Below are 15,107 nucleotides of genomic sequence, written 5' to 3'. Positions count from 1 at the left end.
CACAGAAATGTTCAACAGCAACGGCGTGTCGCCTTGACGTACCACAACGATGTAATTCACGCACATCGCAAAAAAGACATTTCCACCGAACTCGGATGAGGTCGGTGGGACAGCGGCAACGGGCCGCCGGCGAGGCTCAGGCCTCGGCGCGCTCCTCGACCGGTACGGCACTCGTGGTCGTCGTGGGATGGGAGCTGCGCCCCCGTCTGTCGAACTTCTGCCCCGTGGCCAGGGCACCGAGGTAGACCGAGACGATCGCGATCGCGGCGCCGGCGATGTCGTCGGCGATGTAGTGCCAGCCGAAGTACGTCGTCGAGAGCACGACGAGCACGAAGTAGACCCAGAGCACGGTCTTGATCAGCCGGCTGCGGACGGTGTACTGCGCCACCAAGGCGACGGTCAGCGTGATCCCGACGTGCAGCGAGGCGAAGCCGGCGACCGACTGCACGCCCTCGAACAGCGGGTTGAAGCGCGACGCGGCCCGGCCGTCGAACAACGAGTTCGCGAGGTCCCTGGTGCCCGTGTCCGGCAGGTCGTTGTAGAGGAACGGGAAGGCGAAGTTCGGCCCGAGAGTGGGGACGAGGTAGTAGCTCAGCGTGCCCAGCGTCCACGCCAGGCAGTCCGCGGTGACGAACCAGTAGCCGAAGCTGACGTTGCGCGACCAGACCACCCAGGCGATGACGACGACCGGCACCATCGGCAAGAACGCGAGGTAGACCCAGGACAGGACGTACGCCGAGGGCCCGGTGCCCAGCACGTCGTGCAGGATCACCGACGGGTCGTGGCCGAACAGCAGCCACTGGTCCAGCGAGTGCAGCGTGTTGTCGTACGTGACCGGCTTGCCGTTCTCGCTGCGGATGAACGGCAGCATGTTCTTGAGGTTCCGGTAGCAGACGTAGACCGCGTAGAAGCTGACCAGCCCGATGGCGACCAGCTTGATCCGGTCCCAGGTCCAGTGCTCGCGGACGATCAGCTGTGCCTGACGCTTGAACTCCACGGGTCTGAACCGCGAGCGCCACAGCGTCCGGGGGATCACGTCCACCAGGAACGCGCCCCCGACCAGGAGCGGCAGCCGCAGCCAGCTCGGCCCGAGGAAGCCGTCCGGGTCGCGCAGCGGGATGCCCAGCGAGATCGAGCAGATCACCGCCAGCGCGACCATCACGACGGCGTTGAAGACCAGGAGTCCCCACGCGCGCCGCTTCACCCGAGGGATTGTAGGCAGTCGCGGTTGAGAGGGCACTGAGAGCCCTCGAACGTGCCGGCCACACCGAAGGAGGGGCGTGAGCGTACGCAGTCGGGGTATCGCCCGTCTCCCACCCTGCTCCCGACGAAGGGCACTTCATGGACCTGAACATCTCCGGACGTACAGCACTGGTCACCGGCGGCGACTCCGGCATCGGCTGGCACACCGCCCGGCTGCTCCTCGACGAGGGGGTCACCGTCGTGCTCAGCGACGTCGACCAGGACAGCCTCGACTCGGCGGCGGCCGACCTCGGTGCGCCGAAGGGGAAGCTCTTCGCCTTCGCCGCCGATCTCGACGACCTCGAGGCGATCCAGAAGCTGCAGCAGAGAGTCGCCGAGGAGGTCGGCGACATCGACGTCCTGGTGCAGTCCGCCGGTGTCACCGGAGCGCAGGGACTGTTCCACGAGATCGACGACGCCGGCTGGGTGGACACCCTCACCACCGACCTGCTCGCACCGGTCCGCCTCACCCGGGCCTTCCTCCCCGCACTACGCCGCGGGGGGTGGGGACGGATCGTCTACCTGACGTCGGAGGACGCCCTCCAGCCGTACGACGACGAGCTGCCCTACTGCGCGGCCAAGGCCGGGGTGCTCGCCTTCGCCAAGGGCCTCTCGCGCACCTATGCGGCCGAGGGGCTGCTCGTCAACTGCGTCTCCCCTGCCTTCATCCACACGCCGATGACCGACGCGATGATGGACAAGCGCTCGGACGAGCTCGGCACGAGCTTCGACGAGGCGGTGGAGAGCTTCCTCGACGAGGAGCGGCCCTACATGGAGCTCAAGCGCCGTGGCGAGCCGGAGGAGGCCGCCGCAGTCGTCGCCTTCTTGTGCTCGGACCTCGCGAGCTTCGTCAACGGCTCGAACTACCGGGTCGACTCGGGGTCCGTGGCGACCATCTGATGCTGAACCACGTCGACCACGGGGGCGCCGGGCCCGACCTGGTCCTGCTGCACGCCTTCCCGCTGAGCTCGCGGATGTGGCGGCGACTGGTCCCGCTGGCGACCGACCGCTGGCGGGTCGTCACCGTGGACCTGCCGGGGCTGGGCGCAAGCCCCGTCCCGGCCTCGGTGCCGTCCATGACCGCGGTCGCCGACGGGGTCCGGGACGTGCTGGACCACCTGGGGATCGAGACCGCCACGGTTTTCGGCGTCTCGACCGGCGGGTACGCCGCGCTCGCGCTGGCCGGTCTCTTCCCCAAGCGGGTGGCCGCGCTGGCACTCGGCAGCACGACCACCCGCGTCATCGCGCCCGACGACCCCGACGAGCGCCGTCGTACGGCCGTGGAGGTGGAGCGCAGCGGGTCGACCGACGCCGTGGCGGGCAGCGCCGACGAGGGGCTCGGCGCCACGGCCCACCGCGATCAACCCGGTCTGCGCGACGAGCTGATCTCCGTCCTCGCGCGTGCCGATCCGGCAGGCGTGGCCTGGATGGCCCGCGCTATCGCCGCTCGCGAGGACACCGCATCGACGCTGCGCGCCTTCACCGGTCGGGTGCTGCTGGTCTTCGGCGCCGAGGACGAGGCCACGCCCCCGGAGCGGGGCGAGGAGATGCTGCGGCTGCGCGCAGACGAGGACACGACGTACATAGTGCTGCCGGCGGTCGGTCACCTCACCGCGCTCGAGGCGCCCGGTGCCGTCGCCGAGTGCCTCGAGCGGCTGAGGGTCTAGATCAGGCCGTCGAACGACGTGGGACGCGAGTGCCGCGCCAAGACCTCGCGCGCGGCGTCGGTGGAGTCCCAGACGCCCCACAGCAGCACGCCGACGACCTCTTCGTCGTCGACGTAGTACACGACCGCGTTGCCCTCGCCCTTGTCCACGACCACCGTCTCCAGCGACGCGTCGAGCGTGCCGACTGCCTCGTAGCCGTAGTCGAAGAGGTCGGAGTAGAACATCGGCGTGTGGTCGTACGTCTCGTCCGACCCGGCCAGGATCCGGCCCACGACGGCGCCCATCTGGTCGGCGTTGTCCACGTGCTCGACGCGGCGCCGGCCGAGGATCCGGTCCGGGTACTGCGCGACGTCGCCGGCGGCGAGGACGGCGGGGTCGGAGGTGTGCAGGCGCTCGTCGACCACGACGCCGCCACCCTCGGCGACCTCGAGACCGCCCGCGCGCGCGAGAGCGTCGGAGGCCTCGATGCCCAGTCCGACCACCGCGACGTCGGCCTCGACCGAGGAGCCGTCGTCGAGCCGCAGCGTGACCGAGCCGTCACCGCTCTCCCCGCCCTCGACCTTGACGCCGGCCCGCAAGGTCACGCCGGCGTCGGTAAAGGCCTTCTCCAGGTCGGCGGTGATGCTGTCCGGCAGCATGTGGTCCAGCAGCCGCTCGCCAGGGTGGTAGACGGTCACAGTGGCGCCGTTCTGGACCAGCGCAGCCGCGACCTCGCTGCCGATGTAGCCGCCGCCCACGACAGCGACGTCGGGGCCGCCGGCGGCCAGCTCGCGCAGCCGGTCGTAGTCGGTCAGGGTGCGGTAGTACAGCACCCTGTCGCTGGCTTCCAGCCCGTCGAGGCGGCGGGGGTGCCCGCCGGTGGCCAGCAACAGCTGCCCATAGCCGAACTCGTCACCGCCAACCGTGCCGACCACTTTGGCCTCGCGGTCCAGCGAGGTGGCCCGGGTCTCGAGGTGCAGCGTCGCCCCGGTCTCGTCCGCGGTCGCCAGGGCCGCGGACTCCTTGTCGAAGTCCGGGTCGGTCCACAGCTTCTTCGACAGGGCCGGCCGCGGGAACGGTGCGGTCGGCTCCTCGCCGACGATCCCGATGGTGCCGCTCTCGTCACGCTCGCGGATCCCCTTGGCGGCCGCGTCGGCCACCATCCCGCCGCCGATGATCAGGTAGTCGTAGTCGTACCGCATGGGTACGTCGTACCCGCTCGCGGTCACCTCACGCGGGGGTCACCCGAGCCGGGTCTCGACAAGCTCGACCTCCGGTGGTCGAGCTCGGCCTGTCCTGAGCTTGTCGAAGGGTCGAGACCCATCGACCCACGCTCAGTGCTTGGTGATCGTGGTGATCAGCGCGGTCTGCTCGACGAAGACGCTGCCGTCGTCGTGGGAGAGGAAGTCGCTCATCTGCTGCTGCACCTCGCCCCAGCGCTCGTCGCCGAGGCGGTCGCGGGCGGCGACGCCGACGGGGTGGTCGGCGAAGAAGTCCGCAGCAGCGGTGTCCGACTCGGCGACCCGGCCGATGCGGTACGGCATCGTCTCGGTGCGCACGTCGACGGGCAGGTCGGCGAAGAGTCGGCGCACGCGGTCCTCGCCGAACCAGCCGGGGTCCTCGTCCATCGCGTCGGCCATCGGGTTGTCGGCGAGCACCTCGCGCATCACGTCCATCACCTCGGGCGGGAAGAGCGGCTTCTCGCCCCAGTCCCAGCCCCCGATGACGGCCCGCCCGCCGGGCTTGAGCACGCGCAACAGCTCAGCCGCGCTGCGCGGCGCGTCGGGGACGAGCACCAGCGCGGAGACCGACACCGCGACGTCGACATCCTCGTCGAGCAGCGGCATCGCCTGGGCGTCGGCGTGCAACCAGGTCGGCGCCACGCCGCGCTCGGCGGCGCGGTCGCGGGCGACGCCGAGGAGGCGCGAGGCCAGGTCCAGCCCGGTCGTCCGCGCTCCGGCCTCGGCGCACAGCAGGGCGAGGTTGCCGGTGCCCGTCCCCACGTCGAGGGCGTGCTCGCCGGGGCGGGGCGCCGCGCGACGCACCACCTCCTCGCCGTACGGCAGCAGGTCCTCGCCGGTCGGTTCGTACCGTCCGGTGTCCCACAGCCAGGTCTGGTCAGTCGCGCTGTCCCGAGTGGTCGTCATGCCTCCCAGGCGTACTCCGGGCGGGCATCGACGACCAGGAACGGTCTGCTTTCTCACACGGGGGCGAAGACCGCGACCCCGTCCTCCTCGCCGCGCGCCAGCTGGCCTCGCAGCACCAGCAGCTCCAGGTGCGAGAGCGTCTCGAAGGCCGCCAGCACCTGGTCGAACGGCGTCAGGTCGACCGCTCGCCTCCGGCGCCTGGTCCACGGGAGCTCCTGCGCGACCTCCCAGCCGGTACGAGCCCCGCCTCGCGCCGCGGCCAGCGTGTCGGCCAGGCGCTCGTCGTGGAAGGCCAGGAGCTCGTCGACCCGGGCGTACGAGGAGTCCGTCACCGGCCCGTGGGCCGGGAGCAGACGCAGGTCAGGGAGCTCGCGCACCCTGCGCAGCGAGTCGAGGAAGTCTCGCAGCGGCTGCTGCACCCAGGCCGGCTCGAACCCGATCGAGGGCGTGATCTGCGGCAGGACGTGGTCGCCGGCGAAGAGCAGCCCGCCGCCGGTGTCGGCGAAGACGACGTGGCCCTGCGTGTGCCCCGGGGTGGGGACGACGTCGAGCTCGCGGCCGCCCAGGTCGACCCGGCTCGACGCTTCCAGCCAGGCGTCCGGGTAGTCGTAGTACTCCACCGGGGGGCGCTCCCCGCGCGTGTCGGTCCACGGCAAGTCCAGCTCGTGCGCGCCGGCGCGGCGCAGACGTCGTACGTCGTTGTCGCCCACCGACTCGGCGGCGTTGAGCAGGTCCAGCGACGGCTTCTCGCCGATCCCGAGCGAGACGTGGGCGCCGACCTCCTGGCGCAGCGCGACCGCCTGCGTGTAGTGGTCGCGGTGCACGTGGGTGACGAGGAAGCGGCGGATGTCGCTCAGCGCGTGGCCGGCCTGGCGCAGCGAGTCGACCAGCTGCTCGCGCGCCTCGGGGATCGCCCAGCCGCCGTCGATCAGGACGAGACCCTCCTCGGTCTCGAGGACGTAGACGTTGACGGCCCGCAGCCCGTCCATCGGCAGCGGGAGCGGGATCCTCCAGACACCGTCGCTGACGGGGTAGGCGCCCGGTTCGGTCCAGCTGAGGTCGGCCACGAGCGGACCGTACCGCCCGGCGCGCCCCCGGCCGTGCGGGCTACGGGTCGCCGAGCACCCGCCGGATCTCCGGCAGCGCCGCGTCCAGGTCCGCCCGGCTGCGGACCACCAGCACCGCGGCCCGCTGCTCAGCGGGGCGGACCGCGATGGCGTCGACGACGTCGTCGAGCGCCCGCTCGAGAACCGGCGACGGGTCGTCCAGGTCGTGCCGCAGCCAGCGACGGAGCACGTGGTTGTGGGTGGTGACGATCGCCGCGGCTGCCACCTCCGCGCGCAGCTGTCGGGCGTCGGCGTCCGGCGCGGCGCCGACCAGGTCGGCGCCCGGTCCGTTGAGGAAGTCGCCGAAGAGTCGCTGGTAGCGGTGCAGCCCGGCGATCTCGCGCTGTCGCAGCGCGGGGATCGTGCGGGTCAGCCGGTAGCGCGTCCGCGCCACCTCCCCGTCGGCCAGGTAGTGCGACAGCACCAGCATCGCCGCCTCGACCACCGCGGCCCGGGAGCCGCCCGGCCCGGCGGCACGCAGGCGGGCCGCCACGTCCTCGAGCACCAGCTCGTGGTCGGGGAAGACCGCGGCCTCCTTGGAGTCGAAGGTGCGGAAGAACGTCGTACGCCCGACACCGGCCCGCGCGGCGATCGCCTCGACGGTGGTGGCGTCGTACCCCTGCTCCGCGAACAGCTCCAGCGCGGCGGTCCGCAGGCGCTGCTCGACGCTGGCATCGGTGGAGGGCACGAGGTGGATCCTGTCAGTGGAACTGAGTACCATCAGAAACGTACTCAGTACCACCAACGGGAAAGAGCGGCATCATGGGCTCCGGCAAGCACTTCGACCTCTTCCGCACCAGCGAGGACCACGAGGAGCTGCGCTCCGCCGTCCGCCAGCTCGCCGAGGACAAGATCGCGCCGTACGCCGCCGAGGTCGACGCCGAGGCGCGCTACCCCCAGGAGGCCGACGACGCGCTGACCGCGTCCGACTTCCACGCGCCCCACGTCCCCGAGGAGTACGACGGCGTCGGCGCGGACGCGCTGGCCACCTGCATCGTGATCGAGGAGGTCGCCCGGGTCTGCGCGACCTCGTCGCTCATCCCCGCGGTGAACAAGCTGGGCTCGATGCCGCTGATCCTCGGCGGGTCCGAGGAGCTCAAGGCGACGTACCTCACCCCGCTGGCCCGGGGCAAGGGCGGATTCTCCTACGGCCTGTCCGAGCGCGAGGCGGGCTCGGACACCGCCTCGATGAAGACCCGCGCGAAGCAGGACGGCGACGAGTGGGTCCTCAACGGCCAGAAGGCGTGGATCACCAACGCGGGCGTCTCGGAGTTCTACACCGTCCTCGCGGTCACCGACCCCGACGCCAAGCGCGGCCACCACGTCAGCGCGTTCATCGTCGAGAAGTCCGACGCGGGCTTCAGCTTCGGTGAGAAGGAGCGCAAGCTCGGCATCAAGGGCTCCCCCACCCGCGAGCTCATCTTCAACGACGTCCGGATCCCCGCCGACCGGATGATCGGCGAGCCCGGCACCGGCCTGCCGCTGGCGCTGCGCACCCTGGACCACACCCGCGTGACCATCGGCGCCCAGGCCGTCGGCATCGCCCAGGGCGCACTGGACCAGGCGACGTCGTACGTGCTGGAGCGCCAGCAGTTCGGGAGGGCCGTCTCCGACTTCCAGGGCGTCCAGTTCATGCTCGCCGACATGGCGATGAAGGTGGAGGCCGCACGCGGCCTGGTGTACGCCGCCGCCGCCAAGTCCGAGCGCGACGACGCCGACCTCGGCTTCCACGGTGCCGCCGCGAAGTGCTTCGCCTCCGACGTCGCCATGGAGGTCACCACCGACGCCGTCCAGCTGCTCGGCGGCGCCGGCTACACCCAGGACTTCCCGCTGGAGCGGATGATGCGCGACGCCAAGATCACCCAGATCTACGAGGGCACCAACCAGATCCAGCGCATGGTGATGGCGCGCAAGCTGCTGACCGCCGCCCGCTGACCCGCGAGGCGTCGCGTACTCGCGCCGCCTCGCGAGAGCGAGCTGGTGAGGCGTCGCGTACACGCGACGCCTCACCGTGAGTTCGTGGCGCTAGCGTGAAGGCATGCTGACCGGGCGGCTCGACCTGCGGCCGCCGACCTCGTACGACGACGAGCTCGCCGAGCTGCACGGGATCTACTCCGACCCGGCGACATGGACGCACTACCCGAGCGCGCGCTTCGCCGACCCTGAGAGGACCCGCAAGCTGCTCGACGCCTGGCGTCGGGACTGGTCCGAGCAAGGGCTGGGGCCGTGGCTGGTCCGGCTGCGCGGCTCCGAGCGAGTGATCGGCAACGCCGGGGTGTCCCTGCGCCACAACGCCTTCTGGAACCTCGGCTACCGGTTCGCACCGGAGCTCCACGGTCGGGGCTACGCCACGGAGGCGTGCCTCCCGGCACTGGGAGAGGCAGCGCGGGTACGCCCGGACCTCCCGGTCGTCGCCTACCTCCTCGAGCACAACCACGCCTCCGCCCGGCTGGCCGAGCGCCTCGGTCTGGACCTCGTCCACCGCGGGCCGGACGCGGGCAACCCCGACGCCGACGCCGTCCGTCTCGTCTACGCCGACCGTGATCTCGACGCGCAGACCCTGGCCGCGACCATGCGCTGAGGCTCAGCCGCCCGTCGCCTTGAACAGCACCGGACGCGGCGCCGGCCAGTTGGCCGAGGAGTCCCACCACGGCAGCGTCTGGTCGCGCTCGCCGGTCGTCACCCAGACGCGCACGGCCTGCTCGGCCCAGGCCAGCGTGGTCAGGCGGTACCGGTGGACGGTCATCGACTGCCTGCCGTAGACCACCGACGTCCGCGTGCCGGTCCGGGCGGCCTTGTCCTCGACCGGGTCCGGCTGGGTGGGGTCGCACACGGTCCCCCAGACCACCCGGTTGCGGGTGTGCTGGACCACCAGGTCGGTCCGCGCGTCCCCGCCGACGTCGAGCCGTCCTCGTCCGCGGAAGACGGAGACGTACGTCCGCTCGCGCCCGTCGAGGGCGCGTACGGCGTCGAGCACGGTCTCGAGGTCGGGGTCGGCCATCTCGTAGTCGTAGTCGGCGTCGTCCCAGGTCGCCATGAAGCCGGCGTCGCTCGAGCCCGGGTCACGACCGGAGGGCGGAGCCCCCTCGGCCGAGGCCAGCCGCTGCAGACGCCGGCGACGCTGAACCAGGCCGCTGAGCACGATCAACCCCGAGAAGACGCAGATGATCCAGAAGAACACCGCGGTGGCGCCGAGCAGATGCACCGAGGAGTCGATGGCGAGAGCGACGACCAGTGCCGCGACGCACACGACGATGCGGACCAGCCAGTGCAGTGCCCACGTCAGCGGCGGCAGCACCAGGCCGACTCCCAGGGCGAGGAGCACCGTGCGCACGGGGACCGAGTCGGCCAGCGCCAGCACCAGCCCGCCGACGACCACGACCGCCACCAGGGCGGGGTCGAACACCGGGTGGAACGGGCGACCGACGCGACCCGCTGATCGCGGGTAGCGGGTCACGCCGGGCGGCAGGCTCGTCACGGCGACCAACGATATCGCCGCGTCGTGGCAGCCGTGGTGCTCACGGGACGTGCTTGGCTGCCTCGTCCGTGACCATCTGGACGACGGCCCCGGACCCCGTCGCGCCGTGGTGGATGTCGAACACGTCGCCGCCCGCGCTCGGGTCGTGGAACTCCGCGGGGAAGCGGTTCTCCAACCCCGCACCCACGCGGTTGGCGACCGTGGTGCTCCCGCCGGCCAGAGCGGCCTGCTGGGCGTCGACGTGGCCGGTGGAGACGTACTGGTCGGCCACGCTGCCCGTCGAACCGGCGGTGAAGTCGACCGCCGCTGCGGTGCCCTGGCGGATGGCCGTGGCGCCGGCGCCCTCCGCGGTATCGCCCAGCAGGTGGGTCGCGACCGCGCTGCCCGCGCCGTCGCCGGCTGCGCCGAGGCTTCCGGCGATGCCGCCACCGGCGACGGAGCCCCAGAACCCGCGGTCGCCGAACTCGCCGCCACCGGCCATGTAGTGCGCCCCGCCGCCGGCCGCACCGAGCGTGCCCTGGGTGACCATCTGCGTGGCCGTGGTCCTCGCCACCGACCACCCCGCCTCGCGCGCGCCGAGGGTGACCAAGGATCCCGCGCCTCCGGTGAGGGCCCCGACAGTTCCCGAGACGAGCACCTGCCCGTAGTTGACCGTGCCCGTGGTCGCCTTCTGGATCAAGGTGTCGGCCCCCGCCGAGACCATCGCGAGCCCGAGCGGGCCACCGAAGCCTGTCGCCATGGCGATGCCGCCGCCGACGACGAGCAGCCCACCGATGACCCAGGCACCCCATCCGTTGGTGGCCCACCCGCTGAGCCCGTTGCTGGCGTTGTACTCCTCGAGCTCCGCGTCGGTCACCGGGTGCAGGCCGAGCGGGTCCAGCGCGTGCAGCGGGTCGTTGCCGGCGAAGGCGTACGGGTTGCCCGCCCAGCCCGCGCCCGCCGTGGGCGCCAGCGGGTCGGGGGAGAGGAAGCTGCGGGTCGAGGGCTCGTAGAGCCGCGCGCCCATCCACTCCGCGCCGCCGAGCAGCAGCTCGCCGGTCGCGGCGATCGCCGCGCCGAGCGCGGGTGCCTGGGTGAGGAGCGACCACGGGTCGGCCCCGGTGGTGCGGGCGTCGCGCCACCCGTGCGCCTGCCAGCCGCCGGCCGCTCCCGTACCGAGGTGCCCGGTGAACCCGGGCGCGCCGAGCACCTGCTCACCGGCGAGCGCCAGCAGCGGGGCCCACCGGCTCGCGGAGTCGGCGTACGCCTCTCCCGAGAGACCGTCGGCGGCGCTCACGCGCGCGAGCTCCCCCGAGGTGTCGACGACGACGTCGACCTGGCTGCGCACGCCGGACGGGTCGGTCATGCCCACCGCGGCCAGCCAGCCGTCGGCGCGCCAGGAGTAGTCGGTGGACGACCCGTCGGCCCGCTGCTCGCGGACCCGACGACCGTTGGCGTCGTAGGTGTACGACGCGACCTCCTCGCCACGGACGCGGGTGGAGAGCAGCTGCCCGGCCAGGTCGTGGACCAGCTCGCGCGAGGCCTGCCCCTGCGCACCGGTCACGGTCTCGCTCACGAGCCGGCCGGCGGCGTCGTAGCGCCAGCGGACGACCTCCTCGCCCTCGTCGGTGCGGGTCGAGGCGGCGACCAGCTGGCAGGCCTCGTCGAAGGAGTACGTCGTCGCGGCGTCGGCCGTGCTGACCGACACGATGCGGCCCTGGTCGTCGCGCTCGACAGTGGTCCGACGCCCGTCGCTCTCGCAGCCGCTGGGGAACCCGTCGGTCCAGGTCCACCGCTGGACCTGGTCGCCGGCGCTCGCCGTGACCACGCGGCCCGCGGCATCGCGCTCGACCGAGACGGCGCCCAGCAGCGGGTGCGCGACGCGCAGCACCCGGCCGGCGGCGTCGTTGACGTACTCGACCCGGGCGCCGCCCGGCATCGTCATCGCGACCCGGTTGCCGTCGGCGTCGTACTCCCACGCAGGCCCGCGGTCGTCGCGCGTGCGGGAGACCAGGCGGCCCGCCGCGTCGTAGGTGAGCACGTGGGTCGAGGTCGTGCCACCTGGTCCGGAGCGGTCGGTCACGCGGATCTCGCGGCGGGCACCGTCGCGCTCGATGCGCGAGCGCTCCACCCCGTCGACCCACGTCGACTCCAGCTCGCCGCGCTCGTCGTAGCGCCACTCCATCCGCGCGCCGGACGGGTCGCTCTGCGCGGTCTGGCGACCGGCGGCGTCGTACTCCGCGGTGGTGCGCCGCCCGAGCGGGTCGGTCTCGGCGACCAGGTTGCCGACGCGGTCGTACTCGCGCCGCGTCAACCCGCCGACGGCCGAGGTGATCTGCGTGCGCCGGCCCACCTCGTCGAAGCTGTACGTCGTCTCGGCGCCGTTGCCGTCCACAGCCGCCACGAGCTGTCCCGCAGCGTCCCAGCGGAACCGGCGCCGCCCCGACCGCGGGTCGCGCGACTCGACCAGGCGGCCGGCGGCGTCGTAGGCGTACGTCGTGGTACCGACCCCGGGCACCCGGCGGGCGACCACGCGGCCGCAGGTGTCGTAGCGGATCTCCGTGGCCTCCCCCGTCGGCCCCACCTCGCGCACGACCCGGCCGTCGAGGTCGTAGGTGCGCCGGTAGCGCGCTCCCGTCTCGTCCGTCACGGCCTCCAGCCGGCCGGCGGCGTCGTAGGCGTAGGACACCTCCGCGCCCGAGGGCCGGACCACGGTGGTGAGCCGGCCGGAGCGGTCGCGGACCAGCCTGGTCACGCCGCCGAGCGGGTCGACGGTCTCGACCGGGCGGCCGCACAGGTCGTAACGCACCAGTTGGGTCGAGCCGTCGCGACCGGTCTGCGAGACCAGCCGCCCGAGGGTGTCGACGTCGAAGCGGACGCCGGGCACGTCGCCCTCGGCCCAGGGGTTCGAGGCTCCCGGCGCGGGACGGGTCAGCTCACGTCGAGCCCCGGTCGGGTCCTCGACGGCGACCACGCGGCCGACCACGTCGTACTCGGCGTGGGTCGTCGCGCCCGCCGGGTCGGCGACGTCGGTCAGGCGCCCCAGCGCGTCGTGCTCGAACGTCCACCGCGAGCCGTCGGGCAGGGTGACCGAACGCAGCCGGCCCAGGTCGTCGAAGCCCCGACGCACCGCACGACCCAGCGGGTCGACGGTCACCGCGCTCTCCCCCGCCTCGTCGTGCTCCACCTCGGTGCGCCCACCCAGCGGGTCGACGACCGCGTGCAGGCGGCCGGCCGCGGTGTGCTCGAGGGTCCACACCGAGCCGTCGGGGTCGGTACGCCGGACGGCCAGGCCGCTGGCGTCGTCGTACTCGAAGCTCACCCTGGCGCCGGTCGGGCTGACGGTCGCGACGATGTTGCCCGCGCCGTCCCGCTCCAGCCGCGCCGTCGCGCCCGTGCCGTCGGTCGTCGCGACCAGCTCGCCGTGCTCGTCGTACTCGAGCTGGAGGCTGACGCCCTCCGGGTCGACCATGCGGGACAGCAGGCCGCCCGACCACTCCAGCCGGGTCACCCCACCCTCCGGGTCGGTGATCGTCGACGGGTCGCGGTCCTCGCCTGCGTACGCCAGCGTGCTGACCGCGACCGGAGCACTGTCCGCCACGTCCGTGGCGCCACCGGTGACCTCGACGCGGACCAGGCGGTCGACCTCGTCGTAGGCGTAGGCGATGTCGGCCCCGTCGGGCACCACCTCGCGGGTCATCCGGCCCCGGTCGTCGAAGTCGCGGATGGTGACCCGGCCGTCGCGCTCGGTCACCATGACGACGTTGCCGTGCCTGTCGTACGCCGTGGACTGCCGCTCGTCGTGGGCGTCGATGACTCCGACCTGGCGGCCCTTCGCGTCCGCGATCCAGGTGTTGGCCCGGGTGCCGTCCTCGTCGGAGACGACCGTGATCCGGTCCGGCAGGTAGGCGAACCGCGTCACCCGCCCGTGCGGCGAGCGCTGCGAGACGACGCGCCCGTGCTCGTCGTAGACGTTCTCCACCTCGACCACACCGTCGGCGTCGCTGACGCTCGCGATCCGGCGCACGTCGTCGTCGTTCCACGCGTAGCGGCGGGTGCCCAGCGGGCCGGTGGCCGAGACGAGGAAACCGTCGGCGTCGTAGCCGTAGGCGATGCTGCGGCCGTCCGAGGCGTGCACCGCCACGATCCGCGCACCGTCTGCGACCCCGTCCCGGGACCACTCCAGGCTGATCGACCGCCCGCGCTCGTGGGAGAGCCCGACCAGCCGGTCCCCGTCCCAGCGCAAGGCCACCCGCGTGCCCTCGCCCCGGTCCACGAAGACCAGCCGGCCACCGGTGGTGTGGGCCCAGCGGCTTCCGGCGTTGTCGGTGACCACCAGGTGCTCGTCCACGCGGGACAGCCACAGCGACTCTCCCTCGGCCCGGTCCCACCCCTCCCCGAGCCGCGGGAAGGTCAGCTGTCGGCCGTCGGGCAAGGTGAAGTACGCCGCGTCGTCGGCGAACGACAACCCGGTCTCGCACCAGCTCGACCAGCCACGACCGAACGGCCCGTCGTGGTCGTGCACCGAATTGTAGGACCGCCGCCAGCACAGGTCGCCCGCCGCGACGGAGAACTCGAGGTCGGACTCGATCTCCACGAAGTTGCCCGTCGCGGTGTTCACCGGGTCGTTGGCGTAGCCGGTGGTGGGCGGCGACCCGATCGCCGACGGCATGGCGATGGTGATGTCGGAGCGGACCTCGTTGACCCCGGCTGCCCGCAGCGACTGGTCGATCGAGGAGTTCGGCAACGAGGAGACGTTGCCCTCCCCACCGGCGGCCGCGAACGCGTCGCCGACCGTCTTCGCCCACCGGGAGTCGTTCTGGTTGGCGGTGACCCAGGAGGTGAAGCCGGTGCTCACCCCGCTGGCGTCCAGCGAGCCCCACTGGCAGCCCTGCACGAAGGTCGTCAGTGCGGTGGTGAAGGTCCCCTTGCGCGTCGAGAGCGTGTCCTGGGCGCCGTTCATGTTCGTCGCGAAGGTGTGCAGGTCGCTGGGTCGCGCCGACGAGGTCCCGGTCCCGGCTCCCCCACCGGAGTACGAGCCCGGGCCGGGCGTCGTCCGCGGTGCCTGCGACGGCGTCGGCGCGGCCCAGCGCAGCTGCTCGGTCGCCTCGGGGATCGGGCAGTCGTCACCGCCCGAGAGCCAGTCGCCGAACTGCTCCCAGCCGGACCGGTTGTCGTGGTGGCGTTTCCACTCCCGGGCGTCGTTGCGCCGCCCCTGCTCGGCGCGGGCGTCGTCGACGAGCTTGCCGACGCCGGTGACCACGGAGCGCAGCGCCGAGGCGAGCTCGATCGCGTCCCGGTCGGCGGTCTCGCCGTTGGACTTGAACAGCTGCGAGAAGTGACCCTTGAAGTCGGTCATCGTGTTGTTGACCCACGACGCGTGCGAGATCCGGTGGGTGTCCACCGAGGTGGCCGCGTTCCGCGCCGCGCTGATCAACGAGGAGGCCGCCTCGAAGTCGAACGGAACATCCTCCTCGATGCCGTGCATCGGGTCACCCATGACGTCTCC

At 72.5% G+C, this 15,107-nt stretch carries 11 protein-coding genes; 4 read left to right on the top strand and 7 right to left on the bottom strand.

Annotated elements, in window-relative coordinates; all coding sequences use genetic code 11:
• Nucleotides 1-136: 136 nt before the first annotated feature.
• A complete protein-coding gene (locus IEX42_RS13020; RefSeq protein ID WP_229660848.1) occupies nucleotides 137-1,204 on the bottom strand; it encodes a phosphatase PAP2 family protein in 1,068 nt (355 codons plus the stop codon).
• Nucleotides 1,205-1,341: 137 nt separating this feature from the next.
• Here IEX42_RS13020 and IEX42_RS13015 point away from each other — a divergent pair, with 137 nt between their 5' ends.
• Nucleotides 1,342-2,142 carry an SDR family NAD(P)-dependent oxidoreductase gene (locus IEX42_RS13015; protein WP_188780151.1) on the top strand — a complete coding sequence of 267 codons (801 nt, stop codon included), beginning with the start codon at nucleotides 1,342-1,344 and terminating at the stop codon, nucleotides 2,140-2,142.
• Nucleotides 2,142-2,909, top strand: a complete 768-nt coding sequence (locus IEX42_RS13010) for an alpha/beta fold hydrolase (protein ID WP_188780150.1) — start codon at nucleotides 2,142-2,144, stop codon at nucleotides 2,907-2,909. The genes IEX42_RS13015 and IEX42_RS13010 overlap by 1 nt, the downstream gene beginning before the upstream one ends.
• Here IEX42_RS13010 and IEX42_RS13005 read toward each other — a convergent pair.
• The 4 genes from IEX42_RS13005 to IEX42_RS12990 form a co-directional block, all read right to left on the bottom strand.
• Entirely contained in the window at nucleotides 2,906-4,090 is a 1,185-nt protein-coding gene (locus tag IEX42_RS13005) for an NAD(P)/FAD-dependent oxidoreductase (RefSeq protein ID WP_188780149.1), read from the bottom strand. The two genes, IEX42_RS13010 and IEX42_RS13005, sit on opposite strands and share 4 nt — an antisense overlap.
• A 132-nt stretch (nucleotides 4,091-4,222) precedes the next feature.
• The gene (locus IEX42_RS13000; protein ID WP_188780148.1) at nucleotides 4,223-5,035 is read right to left on the bottom strand and encodes a class I SAM-dependent methyltransferase; all 813 of its coding nucleotides are present in this window, start codon (nucleotides 5,033-5,035) and stop codon (nucleotides 4,223-4,225) included.
• A 53-nt stretch (nucleotides 5,036-5,088) separates the two neighbouring features.
• Nucleotides 5,089-6,102: an MBL fold metallo-hydrolase gene (locus IEX42_RS12995; protein WP_229660847.1), complete on the bottom strand. Its 1,014-nt coding sequence runs from the start codon at nucleotides 6,100-6,102 to the stop codon at nucleotides 5,089-5,091.
• A gap of 40 nt (nucleotides 6,103-6,142) precedes the next feature.
• Nucleotides 6,143-6,829 (bottom strand): TetR/AcrR family transcriptional regulator, encoded by a 687-nt coding sequence (locus IEX42_RS12990; RefSeq protein ID WP_229660846.1) that lies wholly within the window; start codon nucleotides 6,827-6,829, stop codon nucleotides 6,143-6,145.
• A 74-nt stretch (nucleotides 6,830-6,903) separates the two neighbouring features.
• Here IEX42_RS12990 and IEX42_RS12985 point away from each other — a divergent pair, with 74 nt between their 5' ends.
• Both IEX42_RS12985 and IEX42_RS12980 read left to right on the top strand, forming a co-directional pair.
• Nucleotides 6,904-8,076, top strand: a complete 1,173-nt coding sequence (locus IEX42_RS12985; RefSeq protein ID WP_188780146.1) for an acyl-CoA dehydrogenase family protein — start codon at nucleotides 6,904-6,906, stop codon at nucleotides 8,074-8,076.
• A 103-nt stretch (nucleotides 8,077-8,179) separates the two neighbouring features.
• The gene (locus tag IEX42_RS12980; protein WP_188780145.1) at nucleotides 8,180-8,722 is read left to right on the top strand and encodes a GNAT family N-acetyltransferase; all 543 of its coding nucleotides are present in this window, start codon (nucleotides 8,180-8,182) and stop codon (nucleotides 8,720-8,722) included.
• A gap of 3 nt (nucleotides 8,723-8,725) precedes the next feature.
• Here IEX42_RS12980 and IEX42_RS12975 read toward each other — a convergent pair whose 3' ends face one another.
• Together IEX42_RS12975 and IEX42_RS12970 are read right to left on the bottom strand one after the other, a co-directional pair.
• Complete coding sequence (locus IEX42_RS12975) at nucleotides 8,726-9,619, bottom strand: hypothetical protein (RefSeq protein WP_188780144.1); 894 nt, start codon at nucleotides 9,617-9,619, stop codon at nucleotides 8,726-8,728.
• A gap of 40 nt (nucleotides 9,620-9,659) precedes the next feature.
• Nucleotides 9,660-15,098, bottom strand: coding sequence for a DUF6531 domain-containing protein (locus tag IEX42_RS12970; protein WP_188780143.1), 5,439 nt, complete (start codon nucleotides 15,096-15,098; stop codon nucleotides 9,660-9,662).
• Nucleotides 15,099-15,107: the final 9 nt, after the last annotated feature.

It is taken from the genome of Marmoricola endophyticus, from assembly GCF_014644415.1.
Classification (GTDB): domain Bacteria; phylum Actinomycetota; class Actinomycetes; order Propionibacteriales; family Nocardioidaceae; genus Marmoricola; species Marmoricola endophyticus.
This window is presented reverse-complemented; position numbering and strand designations above follow the sequence as displayed.